This is a genomic window from Streptomyces sp. NPDC000878 (assembly GCF_053599695.1).
Map to the genome: position 1 here is coordinate 155,318 of NZ_JBSFMT010000007.1, position 13,762 is coordinate 169,079.

The 13,762-nt window shown below is 69.1% G+C and carries 10 protein-coding genes; 6 read left to right on the top strand and 4 right to left on the bottom strand.

Features of this window, described 5'->3' with window-relative positions:
- Positions 1-106 precede the first annotated feature (106 nt).
- Positions 107-1,426 (top strand): jacalin-like lectin, encoded by a 1,320-nt coding sequence (locus ACWDR4_RS09480; RefSeq protein ID WP_450406068.1) that lies wholly within the window; start codon positions 107-109, stop codon positions 1,424-1,426.
- A 144-nt stretch (positions 1,427-1,570) separates the two neighbouring features.
- A complete protein-coding gene (locus tag ACWDR4_RS09485) occupies positions 1,571-2,368 on the top strand; it encodes an alpha/beta fold hydrolase (protein WP_450406070.1) in 798 nt (265 codons plus the stop codon).
- On the opposite strand, the gene ACWDR4_RS09490 is transcribed toward ACWDR4_RS09485, so the two are convergent.
- Positions 2,340-3,215, bottom strand: coding sequence for an isocitrate lyase/PEP mutase family protein (locus tag ACWDR4_RS09490; protein ID WP_450406073.1), 876 nt, complete (start codon positions 3,213-3,215; stop codon positions 2,340-2,342). The two genes, ACWDR4_RS09485 and ACWDR4_RS09490, sit on opposite strands and share 29 nt — an antisense overlap.
- 138 nt (positions 3,216-3,353) lie before the next feature.
- Here ACWDR4_RS09490 and ACWDR4_RS09495 point away from each other — a divergent pair, with 138 nt between their 5' ends.
- Positions 3,354-4,748, top strand: coding sequence for a hypothetical protein (locus ACWDR4_RS09495; RefSeq protein ID WP_450406075.1), 1,395 nt, complete (start codon positions 3,354-3,356; stop codon positions 4,746-4,748).
- 84 nt (positions 4,749-4,832) lie between these two features.
- On the top strand, positions 4,833-5,477 hold the full coding sequence (locus ACWDR4_RS09500) for a LysE family translocator (RefSeq protein WP_450406077.1): 645 nt from the start codon (positions 4,833-4,835) through the stop codon (positions 5,475-5,477).
- A 230-nt stretch (positions 5,478-5,707) separates the two neighbouring features.
- Here ACWDR4_RS09500 and ACWDR4_RS09505 read toward each other — a convergent pair whose 3' ends face one another.
- A complete protein-coding gene (locus ACWDR4_RS09505) occupies positions 5,708-6,757 on the bottom strand; it encodes a rhamnogalacturonan acetylesterase (RefSeq protein ID WP_450406080.1) in 1,050 nt (349 codons plus the stop codon).
- Positions 6,758-7,004: 247 nt separating this feature from the next.
- On the opposite strand from ACWDR4_RS09505, the gene ACWDR4_RS09510 reads away from it, so the two are divergent.
- Positions 7,005-8,696, top strand: coding sequence for a rhamnogalacturonan lyase B N-terminal domain-containing protein (locus ACWDR4_RS09510; RefSeq protein WP_450406083.1), 1,692 nt, complete (start codon positions 7,005-7,007; stop codon positions 8,694-8,696).
- 96 nt (positions 8,697-8,792) lie between these two features.
- Here the strand turns inward: ACWDR4_RS09510 and ACWDR4_RS09515 are convergent, their stop codons facing one another.
- Together ACWDR4_RS09515 and ACWDR4_RS09520 are read right to left on the bottom strand one after the other, a co-directional pair.
- Positions 8,793-10,205, bottom strand: coding sequence for an RICIN domain-containing protein (locus ACWDR4_RS09515; protein ID WP_450406084.1), 1,413 nt, complete (start codon positions 10,203-10,205; stop codon positions 8,793-8,795).
- Complete coding sequence (locus tag ACWDR4_RS09520; protein ID WP_450406087.1) at positions 10,205-11,338, bottom strand: family 43 glycosylhydrolase; 1,134 nt, start codon at positions 11,336-11,338, stop codon at positions 10,205-10,207. The genes ACWDR4_RS09515 and ACWDR4_RS09520 overlap by 1 nt, the downstream gene beginning before the upstream one ends.
- 277 nt (positions 11,339-11,615) lie before the next feature.
- Here ACWDR4_RS09520 and ACWDR4_RS09525 point away from each other — a divergent pair, with 277 nt between their 5' ends.
- Complete coding sequence (locus ACWDR4_RS09525) at positions 11,616-13,751, top strand: autotransporter (RefSeq protein ID WP_450406216.1); 2,136 nt, start codon at positions 11,616-11,618, stop codon at positions 13,749-13,751.
- The last annotated feature ends 11 nt before the right edge of the window (positions 13,752-13,762 follow it).

Consider the following 13,762-nt stretch of genomic DNA (forward strand, 5'->3'; position numbering starts at 1 on the left):
GATCACCTCTCCACTCACTGTTCCCCCAAGAGCCCTTGTCCATCACACTGTTGGCCGTCGAACCTGAGCAGCGTTCACCTATCGTCCCCATGGAGACACCCCCACCATGAGAAGACTCATCGGCACCCTCGTGGCCGGCGCCCTCGCGCTGACCGGGCTCGCCACCACCGGCTCGACTCCGGCGGCGGCCGCCACCTCGGGCACCTTCAACGTCCTCACGTACAACGTCGCGGGCCTCCCCGAGCTGCTCAGCTCGGGCAACCCCGAGGTGAACACCCCGCTGATATCACCGCGGTTGGGCGCGTACGACATCGTCAACGTGCAGGAGGACTTCAACTACCACGCGGCGCTGTACGCGAACGACAACCACGCGTACCGCACGGCGACGAGTGGCGGTGTGCCCTTCGGAGACGGTCTCAACACCCTCTCGGACTACGCCTTCCAGGACTTCGAGCGGGTGCAGTGGAACGACTGCACCGGCACCAACTGCCTTACCCCGAAGGGCTTCTCGCTGGCCCGGGTGCGGCTCGCCGAGGGCGTCTACGTGGACGTGTACAACGCCCACCCCAACGCGGACGACACCGACGAGGCGCACGCCGCCCGCCGGGCCAACATCTCGCAGCTGTCCGCCTTCATCCAGGCCAACTCCGCGGGCAACGCGGTGATCGTCGCGGGTGACACGAACACGCGGTACACGCGAGCGGGCGACAACATCCGCACGCTCGTGTCGGACAACGGCCTGACGGACGCCTGGGTCCAGCTGGTGAAGGGCGGTGTGCAGCCGACGCAGGGCAGTGACGCGCTGCTCTGCCCGACGACCGCGCCGACGAACGACTGCGAGGTCGTCGACAAGATCTTCTACCGTGGCAGCAAGCTCGTGAACCTCTCCGCGACCCGCTACAACAACGAGTGGGCGTCGTTCCTGGACTCCGCGGGTGCCAACCTCTCCGACCACTTCCCCCACACGGTCGACTTCTCCTGGACGCTGCCCGCCAACCTGCGCGCGAGCGACTTCTTCGGCGGCCCGCACGGTACGGCGTTCAGCGACGCCGACGACCTCCCGGCGACGCGCTCGCCCCGCACGCTCACCCTGCGCGGCGGCTCCCGGCTGGACGCGGTGTCCCTGACGCACGACGGCGGCACGACCCTCACCCACGGCGGTACGGGCGGCACGGCCACCTCCCTCACCCTGGCGTCCGGCGAGCACCTCACCTCGGTGAAGCTGACGCAAGGTCAGAAGGACAGCCAGACGCGGATCTTCTCGGCGGCGTTCACCACCGACAAGTCCCGCACCCTGACCTCCGGGACGGCCACGTCGGACACGACGACGTTCACGGCACCGTCGGGCTGGCAGATCGTGGGCTTCACGGGCCGCTCGGGCGACGAGATCGACAAACTGGGCGTGGTGTACGCGCCGATCGCGTGACCGGTCAACTCCCCTGACCGACCTGCCTGTTGTGTGGGCGGCCACCCAACGGTGCCCGCCCGCACGGGCATTCGCGTCCGCGTCCGCATCCTCGTCCGGAAATTCATTGCACTCACCACCCTCCCAGCGGGTAACTTCCGGAGGATGAGTGATCATTACGATGTCACCGGCACCGGCCCCGTCCTCCTCATCATCCCCGGCGGCGCCGGACACCCCATGGGCCTCGAAAACGTCACCGCCCGCCTCGCCGAACGCTTCACCGTCGTGACGTACGACCCCCTCGGACTCGCCCACGGCCAACTCGGCAAGCCCGTGGAGAAACAGCGCGTCGAGTGGTGGAGCGAGGGCGCGGCCCGGGTGCTGGACGCGGTCCTCCCCGAGGGCGAGTCCGCGTACGTGTTCGGCACCAGCGCCGGCGCCGTCCCCGCACTCGACCTGGCGGCCCGGCACCCGGACCGACTGCGGCACGTGGTCGCGCACGAGCCACCGGTCGTGGGGGTCCTGCCCGACGCGGAGCGACAGCGTGCCATGTTCACCGACGTGTACGACACCTACCGCAAGCACGGCCTCAAGGCCGCGGCGGCGAGGATGACCGCAGGCCTGGAGGAGCGTGCCCCGGCTCCCGTGGAACCGGACACGGAAGCCCAACCACTCTCTCCCGACGACGAGTTGGCCAACCCGATGGCCATCATGCTCACCCGCGTCCTGGTGCCGTTCGCCTCCTACGACCCCGATCTCGCCGCCCTCTCCTCCTCCCCTCCCCGTCTCACCCTCGCCGCGGGAATCGACTCCGTCGACCAGCTCCTGTACCGCACCGCCACGATTCTCGCCCGCCGCACCGGGAACGCCGCGCGCCAGTTCCCCGGCGGGCACCTCGGTGTGCTCACCCACTCGACGGAGTTCGCCGCACGCCTCACGGAGACACTGGTCCCGGTGAGCTGATCCAGGCCCGGACCGAGGCCGAGGCCGGTGTCGTGAAGCCGTGGCGCTGATGACCGAGAGCCACCACTTCGTCGTACGAGGGTGCCTCGCCCCTGGGCACCCGCCCGGCCCGGATGTCGCCGAGCGCCTCCACGGCCGCGCCGAGCGCCCGCCGGTAGAGAAGCGAACCGAGGCTGACGCGCCGTACGCCGAGGTCGCCGAGCTGGGCGACTGTCGGTCCCGTGGGCGAGTAGAGGATGTTGAGCGGCACGTCGAGGCGCTCAACCAGCGCGCCGATCAGCTCCGGGTCGGTGAGTCCGGGCACGAACACCCCGTCCGCGCCCGCCTGTTGGTAGGCGTCGAGGCGGGCCATGGTGTCCCTGGCCAGGGCGGCCGGGGACCGACGGTCGCCGAGCCAGTGCGTGTCCGTACGGGCGTTGACGAAGAGACCCGGGGCGGCGGCCTTCACGGCCGCGATCTTCTCGGCGTGCAGGGCGGCCGATCCGAGACCGCCCTCCTGATTTCCGTCCTCCAGATTGACGCCGACGGCGCCGACGACGGACAGCTCCCGTGCGAACTCCCCCACCCGGCACGGGTCTTCACTGAAGCCGCCCTCTGCGTCAACAGACAGCAGGAAGTCCTCCGTACCGAGGTTCAGGGCGAGTTGGAGGGTCTGGTCGCGGGTGGCCGCCGCACCGTCGGGCAGTCCGACGGCCGCGGCGACGCCGAGACTCGTGGTGCCGATCGCCGCGAAGCCCTGGGCGGCGAGGGCCACGGCCGAGGCGTGGTCCCAGGCGTTGGGGAGCAGGAGGGGCTCGTCGCGGTGGTGGAGGGCGGCGAAGGCGGAGACCGGGCCTGAGGGGGTCATGGCGTCACGGTAGGGGCGCGACCGTTCGGCGCCCGCCGAACCGTACCCGCGCTGCTACGAAAAACCCGTCCGATCCGTCTGCGAAAAACCCGTGCGATCCAGCGGCAACCTTTCGCCACCCCCCGGCAACAGACAGGCATGACTTCAGCACCACTCCCCCGTGCCTCCGCCCACCGCCGCACCCACGCGGCTCGCAAGCCCCTGATCGGTGGTCTCGCGGCGGCCGGGCTGCTCGCCGGTGCCTGGTACGCGACCGCCGGGGCGGCGACCACGGCGGCGCCCACTCTCGCCGTCACCACCACTTCCGTGACCCTGCCGGCCAAGTTCCCCTACCAGTCGGCCGGTTACAACAACACGCGTGAGTGGACGCGCACGGCGACAGCGGTCGCGCCCAACGGCACGATGCGGGTCGCCTGGCCGGCCTCGGACGGTGTGCACGTGACCCCGCTGACCTCGGCCGGGAAGCGCGCGGGCGGCGACGCGGTCGTCAAGGGCGCCAAGGAGGTCGGCGGGCTCGTCGCGCACAACGACGGGTTCGCGCTGCTCACCCGGGTCGCCGACACCAACAAGTGGAAGGACACGGCGGCGGCCCTGGTCCGCTTCTCCCAGGGCAAGGAGGCCTGGCGCACCAAGCTCACCGGCACCGCGTCCAACGACACCTCGCCGACCCTGGACGGCCAGCTCACCTGGAACGGCACCAAGTACGGCGCCTACTTCGTCGTCCATGGCGCGGGCGGCTTCGCCGACGGCCACTTCGGCGACAAGCTGTCGTACATCGGTTCCAAGGGCGCGAAGCTCAGCGGCGGTTGGGGCTGGGGCTGCTCCCACAACGAGGGCATCGCCCTGCACGCCGAGAGCACCGGCGACTTCACCTCCCTCTGCTTCGACGACTGGCGCTCGGGCCTGTTCGTGTCGACGGGCATCGGCGCCCCCGACAACGCCCCGGCCGTGCAGCGCGAGCAGTGCTGGGCGGGCTACTGCGGCGGCACGTACGCGGGCCGCACCGGTGACCTGGTGAAGTCGTCCACGGGCCGCTACGCCACCGCATACGGCTCGCGCGGCTCGGCCTCCGCCGCGAAGAACCCGGACGACGCGAGCGGCCGGGGCTGGACGGTGAAGCCGAGGTGGAGCACGCACCAGGCGGCGGTGTCGTTCCTCAAGAACCGCAACTCACCTGCGGGCAAGGCGATTTACCTGACGAACTCGCCGGGTACGGAACACGTCAACGTCCGCGTGGCCCCGTACGGCAAGGACCGGCTGCTGGTCTCCTGGGAGTCCCTGAAGAACGCCAAGTGCGCGAGCGGCACCTGCACCGGCACGTTCACGGGCACGCATCTGCGGCTGATCGACTGGAACGGCGTGTACAAGACGCCGGACAAGGTCGTGCAGGCGCGCATCACGGGCGACATAGCGGTCCTGAAGAACGGCTCACTGACCTGGGCGTACGCACCGGTGACCCCGTCGTACGCGACCCCGCTGAACGGCGCGTCCCCGACCACGGCGACGCTGCGGATCGCCCGCCTGGCCCTCTGACCCGGCCACGCCGACAGCGCATGGGGCGTCTCGACCCGCGAAATTCGATCGCCGGATCGCCGCGTACCGCAGAGCATGACCGCCATGGTGGATCTCTCTCTGTACGCGGCCTTCCTCGCCGCCGCCCTCGCCCTCTGCGTCGCCCCCGGCCCCGACATGATGTTCATCGTGGCCATGGGCGGACGCGGCGGCCCGGTCACCGGAGTGCTGGCCGCGCTGGGAGTGGCGGCCGGTGCCCTGGTGCACGCGGTGTCGGCCGCACTCGGCCTGTCGGCGCTCTTCACGACCCTCCCGGTGCTGTACCACGTACTGCGCTGGCTGGGCGCCGCCTATCTCCTCTACCTCGCGGTCAAGGCGTTCCGCGACCGCTCACCTCTGGCGACCGAGGAGGACAGTCCGTCGGTGGAAGGTCCCTCCGGTCCGGGCCGACGGCGGGCCTTCTGGCAGGGCGCGGTCACCAATCTCCTCAACCCCAAGATGATCCTGTTCAACGTGGCGTTCCTGCCGCAGTTCGTGAACCCGTCCCTGGGACACGTGAGTTGGCAGCTCCTGCTGCTCGGCCTGACGCTGGTCCTGATGGGCTTCGCCGTCGACGCCTCGGTCGGCCTGCTCTCCGGCCGCCTCTCGTCGGCACTGCGCGGCAGCCGCCGCATCGCCCGCGGCCTCAACGTCTTCAGCGGCACGGTGTTCACGGGGCTCGCCGTACGGCTGGTCGCGGCACCCGAGTAGTCACAGCGTGGCGTCGAACCTGGAGCGCCCCGGTTCCGGTCGGGACGCCCCAGGGGCTTTTGGCGGGCCGGGCCGTCAGTTCTGCGGGCCGTCCAAGCGGCCCTCGCGAAGCAGGACGCGGTATCGCGCCCTGTAAGGGGCGCGGGGCTGTGTCGATCTGCGGCTCCGCCGCGGGGCGCGACCAGCACCCACCGCCCCGCAGCCAACGAACCACCTATCCCGCGGAACGCTCACCGCACCCCGCCCCGCGGAACCAACCGCTGCGCCACCAGTTCATCGCGCACCAACTCCGCGTACACCGTGGCCCCATGGACGGACGTATGCGTGTTGTCCCGCTTCTCGTTGTACAGGTACAGCGCCTTGGAACCCTCGACCCCGAGGGACTCCACCAGCGCCTTCGTCTTCGTCGTGAGATCGATCAGCGGCACCCCCTGTGCCGCCGCCACCGCACGGATCACCGCCGGGTGGTCGACGCCAAGTCCGTTGACCAGCAGGGCGGTTCCGTTGTTCAGGGTGCCGTCGGCGTTGAACCAGCGGCGCACGATCGGGGTCACCAGTACCGGTTTCCCCCCTCGCTCACGAATACCCGCGACGAGTGTCTCCAGGTTCGCGCGGTACGTCGGCTCGTCCGTCTGCTTGTCGTTGTGGGCGAGTTGGACGAGGACCAGGTCGCCTGGGCGGATCAGCGGCTGAACGGTCCGGAACAGCGCGGAGTTGGCGAGGTAGGTGACCGTACTCTCCCCGGAATCCGCGTAGTTGGCGACGGACAGGCCCTTGCGGAGGTACTGCGGGAGCTGCTGGCCCCAGCCGGTGTACGGGTCGCCGGGCTGGTCGCAGACCGTCGAGTCGCCGACGAGGAAGATCTGCCGGGTGTGGCGTCCGGCCGGGGTCACCCGGATGTCCGCCAGGGCCGGCGCCGAGCCGCCGAGGACCAGGTCGAGGCCGGGGGTGCCCTCGGGACCGGTCGGTTCGCCCTCGGGCGTACGGACGTTGACGGTGAAGCTGCGGGCCACGCGCTCGCCTGCCGCCGTGGCCGTCTCCGGGAGGAGCGCGCGCCGGGTCTCGCCGCCGACGGCCGTACTGGCGGCGGCCTCACCTCCCAGCAGCACCCGTACGTCGTAGGTGCCGGGCGCGACGTCGAAGTGACAGGCGGTGGCTGCGCAGTTGTCGATGCCCAGGGCGTGCGCGGGACGGTCGTGGGCCTCCGCGGGTGCGGCGGCCAGGGTGGTGGCGGTGCTCAGGGTCACGGCTGCCAGCACGGCACGGTTGAAACGTCTCATCGCGGTTCCCACAGCAGTCCTCCGTCGCTCGACAAGGCCCAGCGGCAGGACCGTACATCGTCCGACAAGCGCTTTCTAGATGCGTGCACGATTTCACACAACTGCCAACTTCCTTACGACGAAAGCCCTTTCGCGAAATCGATTCAACTGTCACTCTTCCGAAAACCACACCCCCCACAACCCGCTGCACCCACACCCGCACCCGCACACCCCCACACCCCCACACCTCCGAAGGAGGCACCCCCACATGTCCTCATCCGCAGCCAACGACAGACGTCCCGGTTCCGGGACCCGCCTCGGCCGCCGTGCGCTCGTCCTCGGCGCCACGGCCACCGCCGCCGGACTCGCCCTCCCCGGCACCGCGCGGGCGGCGGCCTTCGGCTACACCGACGACGGCACGAACTACGTCATCGACACCGGCGCCAACCTCGTCTTCAAGGTCCGCAAGTCCAACGGCGACCTGTCCTCGCTGGTCTACCGGGGCACGGAGTACCAGGGATACGGCGGCATGAACTCGCACATCGAGTCCGGCCTCGGCACCTCCACCGTGACCATCACGCAGTCCGGTTCGACGATCCTGGTCAGCGTCACGTACGGCACGCTGAAGCACTACTACGCGGCCCGCAGCGGCGAGAACAACGTCTACGTGTGGACCAACAAGGCCGACACCTCGGTCTCGGCGACGCGGTTCATCCTGCGCGTCAAGGCGGGCCTGTTCCTCAACGACGAGCCCGATTCCTACACTTACGCGCCGACCACCATCGAGGCCTCGGACGTCTTCGCGAAGTCCGACGGCCAGACCCGCTCGAAGCACTACTCGAAGCTGCGCGTCATCGACTACAACTACGTCGGCTGGACGACGGGCAGCGTCGGCCTGTACGTCGTGCGCAGCAACCACGAGAAGGCATCCGGCGGCCCGTTCTACCGCTCCCTCCTGCGCCACCAGAGCGCGGACGGCGGCGGTCTGTACGAGATCCTGTACTACGGCCAGAACCAGACCGAGGAGCAGCGCTTCGGCCTCCAGGGCCCGTACGTCCTCGCCTTCACGGACGGCGGCACGCCCTCCTCGTCGCTGTTCCCGGGCACGCTCACCACCTCGTGGGCCGACTCGCTCGGCATCTCCGGTTACGTCGCGGCGGGCGGCCGGGGCCGGGTCGCGGGCGTCGGGATCACCGGGCGCAACACGGCGTACGCGTACACGGTCGGAATCGCCAACTCGGCGGCGCAGTACTGGGCTTCGGCTCGCGCCTCCGACGGCTACTTCTCCATCACGGGCGCTCTTCCGGGTACGTACACACTGACCGTCTTCAAGGGCGAACTGGCGGTGTACACCACGTCGGTGACGGTCACGGCCGGCGGCACGACCACGCTCAACTCGATCGCGATCCCGTCCTCGAACGACCCGAGCAACGCGAGCGCGATCTGGCGGATCAACGACTGGAACGGCACCCCGAGCGGCTTCAAGAACGCCGACCTGATGACGTACGCGCATCCGTCGGACGTCCGGGCCGCCGCCTGGACCGGCAACGTGGTGATCGGCAGCGGCAGCGAGACCTCGGCCTTCCCCTGCTACATCTGGAAGGACGTCAACAGCGGCCTGCTGGTGTACTTCAAGCTCACCGCGACGCAGGCCGCCGCCGCGCACACCCTGCGCATCGGCGTGACGACGGCCTACGCCAACGGCCGCCCGCAGGTCGTCGTCAACGACACCTGGACGTCGGCGATCCCGTCCCCGCCCACCCAGCCGAACACCCGGTCGCTGACCAACGGGTCGTATCGGGGGAACAACAACACGTTCACGTACAGCGTGCCGGCGTCCGCCTGGCTGACGGACACCAGTCAGTACAACGTGCTGAAGATCAACGTGGTGAGCGGGTCGGGGTCGACGAGTTATCTCAGTGCGGGTACCTCCATCGACGCGCTCGATCTGCTGACCTGAGCTGAGCGCTCCGCTGGATGGGCGGTTCTTTGGCCGCGGGCCGGTGGGGGCTGGTCGCGCAGTTCCCCGCGCCCCTTTCGGGGCGCGGTCGGCCCGTCATGTGCCGCGTGTCCACTGCTGGTTCGTTCCGCTGTTGCATGTGTACGTGATGATGGCGGCCGAGTCGGCGGTGGACGCGCCGTTCACGTCGAGGCACTCGCCGCTCGCGCGGGAGACGACGTTGACGTAGGAGCCGGTGGTGGTGAGCGACCACTGCTGGTTGGTGGCCGAGGAGCTGCAGTTCTCCTGCGTGACCGTGCTGGCGTTCTCCTGAACGCACAACGAGCTGTTGCGGACCATGAGTTGGTAGTAGCCGGTCGCGACCGACTTGAACCAGTACTTCTGGTTGTTGCCGCTGTTGCAGGTGTACTGCTTGATCTGGGCGCCCGCCCACAGTGACTGGCTGGTGACGTCGGCGCACTTGGACGAGTGCCGGGCGATCAGCGTGTTGTACGTGGCGCTGGTACCGGTGATCGTGCCGGTGGCCGTGTCGACGGTGACCTCCGGGGACCAGGACATGGACATCGTGGTGGTGGTCGGGAAGCTCAACGGCAGCCAGACGTAACGGGAGTCGTTGACGGTCCCGCCGAAGGAGTTGCCCCAGCGGTCACCCATGTAGAGGTAAGAGGTGCCCGAACTCCCCTGCACGGGAAGGACGTACGCGGTCTGTGAACCGTAGGTCGTCGAGTCGCCGACGTTCGCCATGGCGGTCCACGGGCCGGTGATGCTGGTCGCGGTGGCGTACTGCTGTTGGTTGGGGCTCCAGCCGGTGGCGCCCGAAGTCAGCATGAAGTAGACGCCGTTGCGCTTGAAGAGGGCCGGGGCCTCGCGGTGACCGCCGTGCCAGGGGTCGGCGACCAGGCTGTCGATGCCGGTGTAGTCGGCCGTCAGCCTGTAGATCTGGAGGTCGTAGTTCTCGCGGGCCGCCGAGATCATGTAGCCGGTGCCGTCGGTGTCCACGAACACCGTGATGTCACGGGACATGTGGGTGTCCAGCGGGCGGAAGCTGCCCTGCCAGGTGTAGTTGCCGTCGACGGTGTCGGAGACGGCGACTGCGGCACGGGCCTCGCTGTAGTCGGCGCCGTTCTCCTTGTGCATCCACATCACGTACTTGCCGGTGGCCGCGTTGTACATGACCTTCGGCCGCTCGATGTTGGCGGTGGCGAGTTCGGAGGCGCTGGACTGGGTCAGGACGTGGTTGCGGAACTCCCAGTTCTTCAGGTCGGTGGAGCGGTAGGCGTCCACGTACTGGAAGGTGTTGTCGGCGTTGCGGTGCTCGCCGAACCAGTAGTAGTAGGAGCCGACCTTGATGACTCCGCCGCCGTGGGCGTGCACGGGGCTGCCCGAAGTGTCGGTGAACTGGGTGCCGTTGGGGATGGTCACGGCGGCGGCCTGGGCGGGTCCGGCGGTGGCGAGGGCGCCGGCCAGCGCCAGACAGAGGGCAAGGAGGACCGCGTACACACGTCTCATCAGACACTCTCCTTCGGATTCGGTGAATCGACCTGCGTGTCGGCGACGGGGATGCCGAAGTCCGGGGTGCCGTCGGTGTTCCAGCCGAGCTTCTGCACCCGGGTGTGCCGGTTGGGGTCGTTGAGCGGGTCGCCGACGATGTCCTTGTACTGCCGTGCGTGGTAGACGAGGACGTCGGTACGGCCGTCCTCGGCGACGGTGAAGCAGTTGTGGCCGGGGCCGTACTGCTTGGTGGTGTCGTTGCTGGTGAAGACGGGTGTCGGGGACTTGGTCCAGTTGGCCGGGTCCATGAGGTCGGCGCGGGCGTCGATGGTCAGCAGGCCCATGCAGTAGTTGAAGTCGGTGGCGCTCGCCGAGTACGACATGAAGATCCGGCCGTTGCGCTTGATGAACGACGGCCCCTCGTTGACCCGGTAGCCGATGCGCTCCCAGTCGAACTCCGGGGTGGTGAGCCTGACTTGAGGGCCCGTCAGGGTCAGGGGGTCGGCCATCTTCGACAGCCAGACGGCGGTGTTGTTGTCCATGCCGGGCTCGTGCTGCGCCCAGGCGAGGTAGCGGGAGCCTCGGTGGGTGAAGGTGGTGGCGTCGAGGGAGAAGGTCTCCCAGGCGGTCTTCAGCTGGCCGCGCTCGACCCAAGTCCCCTTGAACGGGTTGGGGTTGGCGTTCTCCAAGACCCAGATCCGGATGTCCCAGATGGCCTCGGCGGGCGCGGAGGCGAAGTAGACGTACCACTTGCCGTCGATGTGATGGATCTCCGGCGCCCAGATGTGCGCGCCCATGACCCCGGTCTCGTGCTTGCGCCAGATGACGGACTCGTCGGCGGTGGCGATCCCCCGGATGGTGCGGGAGCGGCGCAGGATGATGCGGTCGTACTCGGGGGCGGTGGCCGTGAAGTAGTAACGGCCGTCGGTGTGGCGGTGGATGTGGGGGTCGGCGCGGTTGCGGACGAGGGGGTTGACGTAGGGGGTGGTGGGGGCACATGGGGTGCCGGCTAGGGCGGTGGCGGCATGCGCGGCGGTGCCGGAGATGCCGGGAACGGTCACCAGGGCGCCGGCGGCGAGGGCGCCCTTCAGGAGGGTTCTCCTGGCGGAGGGGGAGAAGTCTTCGGGCGGATGATGGTGGGCGCGGCTCATTCGGGCTGCCTCTCGGGGGTGGGGCACGAGATGTTGGCGTGTGTGCGGATCTGGGGGGTTGACACGAGAAACGTTCGTAATTACGAACAAGATCTGCCATTCCGAACGCCGAAAAGGTAAGCGTGTGTTACGGGAAGGTCAACGGGTCGGGAGAGACCAAAACGACCGACCTACTTGCCGATCAACTTTCTGTTATTACCCGGGAGTCCGTTCCGTCTCCGGAGATGTGCACAGCCACTCCCCCATCACCAGCCCCGCCGCCGCTCCCACCCACAGGATGGTGACGGCTGCCGCGGCCCTCGCGATGACCGCCCTCCTGCTCGGCGCCCCGCCCGCCTCGGCGGCCGGCTCCCGGGACGCCACCGCCGACGTACTCGCCGGCCGGGACGTCACCCTCACCGGCGACACGGTGGTGAGGGTGCCCGCCGGGACGACGACGTACGACGGTGTCTTCCGCGGCGAGGGCACCCTCACCGTGCGCGGCACGGGCACCCTGATCCTGACGAGGGACAGCGACTTCACGCTGCCCAGGTCCCGGCAGGGCCAGCAGGTGAGCATCCCCGGCGGCAACCACCCGTACGTCACGGTGACGAACCCCGACCCACCGGCGGTGACGGTGGAACGGGGAGCCACGCTCCAGTACGGCAACGGCGGTACGACCGGCCTGATCGGCCACTTCCCGTACAACACCCCGGCGTTCCGCCTGAACCAGGACAACATCAGGGTCGACGGCACTCTGCGCCTGTCCCTGAAGAGCGCGTACAACCTGGGCACGATCAGCGGCAGCGGGCTAGTGACCCAACCCCGTTTCCTCTGGGGGACCTGGGACCTCTCGGGCACGCACTCCTTCTCCGGGGTGATCGACAACGGCACCCAGGTGAACGCGGGACGACCGGAGTTCGCGACGTCGCTCCCCCGTGTGCGCAAGGTCCTGAACCAGGGCACGTGGACGGTCGACACGCCGCTCGGCCAGACGGTCACCATGGGGATGGACTTCTACCAGCGCGAGTACGGCAGCGACATCAACGTCCAGTCCCGCCCGGGCTCGAAGGTGGTCCTGACCGGCCAGTACAGCTGGTCGAACCAGGGCGGCGACACCAACCCGTCGCTCAGCGACCCCGCCCTCAACTGGACACCGGCCCGCAAGAACGTCAACAAGCGCGGCACCAACATCAAGGGCGCGAACGTCCAGTGGGGCGACGGCACGACGAACAAGATCTTCATGCCGGGTACGGCAGAGACGGTCTACATCAACTTGCTTGCGGCGAGGTCGCGTTCGCTCCTGACGTTCGACTACAACGGCCCGGTGACGCTGGGTGCCCCGATAGGCGGCGGCCGATTCCACGACACGCTGTCCGCGCCCGGCGCCGGGGACATCGTCATCAAGGGGACGCGCGGCAACGACGTCACGTTCGCGGCGGTGCAGTACTACGACGGCTCGACGACGGTCGAGAAGGGCGCGGTGCTGCGGCTGGGCAGCGGAAAGACGGGCGGCGACGGCGGTCTGTACACGAAGGGTTCGCTCTACAAGGTCGTGAACAACGGCTCGTTGGTGGTACGGAACACGAGCAAGGCGGTGACGCTGTCGCGGGTGAGCGGCAGCGGCTCGTTCACCCAGTCGGGCGCGGCGACGACAACGCTGACGGGCAGTGGAGTGACGTACGGCGGAATCACGACGGTCACGAAGGGGACGCTGGCGCTGCGGGGTGGGGCAACTCTGGCTAGCAGCAAGGCGATTCGACTGACGGCGGCCGGCGCGCGGCTCGACGTAGGCACAGCGGGGCTGCGTGTGGGAACCACGCTCACCGGCTCGGGGACGGTGAAGGGTTCGGTGACCAACGAGGGTGTGGTCGCGGGCGGGTTGACGGTGACGGGTGGATACACGCAGGACGCCAAGGGCCAACTGGTGCTTCGGGAGCGGCCGTTGAAGGTCGGCGGGGCGGTGCGGCTGGCGGGGGCGTTGGACTTGTCGGCGGCGGGTGCGGCTTCTGGCTCCGCGCGCACCATCACGGTGCTGAACCACACCGGGCGGGCGAAGACGACGGGTGCGTTCAGCAGGCTGAAGGAGGGGACCGCACTGAAGCTCGGCGCCACGACGTACCGGATCAGTTACCGGGGCGGCGACGGCAACGACGTGGTCCTGACTGTGGTCGCCAAGAGCGCGTCACCGACGGCGGGTTCGGGGGCCCGCTCGGGGTCTGCGACGGCGGGGGCCGGCTCGGATTCGGCTGCGGCAACCGACGCGAACACCAACTCCGCTCCGGCGGCGGCCAGTTCGGGGTTCGGCTGGTGGCCGTACGCGATGGCGGTGGGGCTGTTGGCGGGGCTGATGATTCCGGCGGCTCGGAAGGTTCGGGGGCATGGGGGCGGGAGTGGAAGGCGGCGGGGTGGACGGCACGCGGCTCAGGACTGACTCCGGGCGGC